Below are 1,167 nucleotides of genomic sequence, written 5' to 3' on the forward strand. Positions count from 1 at the left end.
CTTGCAAGCCAACTACATTTAATAAATCAATCCAATCTTTATTAATAGATGCATTCTGCGGATTGTCACGACGCAGTTGACCTAAATTAGTTAGAGCATCATACCAAATATTATTAGCACTATAGGCAATGTACTCTTTTGGTTTTGCTGTTTTTAATTGATTATCAAGGGTCTGAGTTATCACCTGTTTTTGCACAAACCCATCTACATAAAAATTGTCAGATGTTTTTTGCGGATCGCCACAATAAATATGAAAATACCAGCGATATTTTTTATCTGCTTTTAAGGAGGATTGCGATCGCGATGGCAAAGTAATGCTAATAATACCCGGTTTTCCAGACAGAGTAAGAGGTGTTCGATAGACATTTTGTACATCTTTACCATCTAGCACTTGCAACACGAATTCTCCAGAACGCTTGGTTTGTGGCAGTTGGGGAACATAAAACCAAAATGTTGGATTCTCTGCAACTGTTGATGCTAAAAATGATTCCTCTGCATCGCCGGGTGCTAAAGCAGTCAGGCGTGTCAGAGAGTTAGAACACTCAGGATTACGCCCAGCCCCGGCTCTGCGCCGACCTGTCGGTGCGCCATTTCTGGGCAATTTCGGTTGCTTAAAAGATTGAAAGTGCGAATTTTTAACAGTGTTTTGCATCGAATCAGTCAGTTGTGCTTGCACTAATTGTGAATAAATTGTTGTACTAATAATTAGCAACGGAATTACGCAGGTACGTTGAATTATTTTTTTTCTAATCATGACCAAAATTTAATTGTTTTCTCTTGCCAAGATAGAAATGTTTAAACCATGAAATTATCATTAATTGGGTAGCTAGTAATGCCAATACTGGGGGGATAAATGGCACCCATCCAGCCAGTGTAAAAATGCCAAAACATAACCCAAATAATATTAAAAGTGTTACTACCACCGCCAATCCAAGGTGCAGCGGTTTTGAATAATACCATGCTGTAATACCTCCTATTAATGACCATCCCCATACCCAAAGTGCCTCCATCCATACAGTCCACCACCAGAATAAAGGTCTGCGGTCTAAAACGGCGCTCAGGATTTGACTTAGCATCTGTGCCTGTACGAATACCCCCGGTATTTGCTTTTGCTTCAGTTTGGCATTAGAACTAAAAGGTGTTTTCCAAAAATCGCTTGTATTGGTG

Annotated in this window: 2 protein-coding genes; both read right to left on the reverse strand. The window is 39.7% G+C overall.

What is annotated here, in order from left to right; genetic code table 11:
* Positions 1–754: DUF928 domain-containing protein (locus HCR01_RS37950; protein WP_226890092.1), on the reverse strand; the 754-nt coding region annotated here is incomplete at its 3' end.
* The coding region (locus HCR01_RS37955) for a CHASE2 domain-containing protein (protein WP_193201018.1) at positions 747–1,167 on the reverse strand (421 nt) is incomplete at its 5' end. The genes HCR01_RS37955 and HCR01_RS37950, both read right to left, overlap by 8 nt.

Origin of the sequence: Nostoc sp. MG11 (assembly GCF_014904695.1) — a bacterium.
Classification (GTDB): Bacteria; Cyanobacteriota; Cyanobacteriia; order Cyanobacteriales; family Nostocaceae; genus Komarekiella.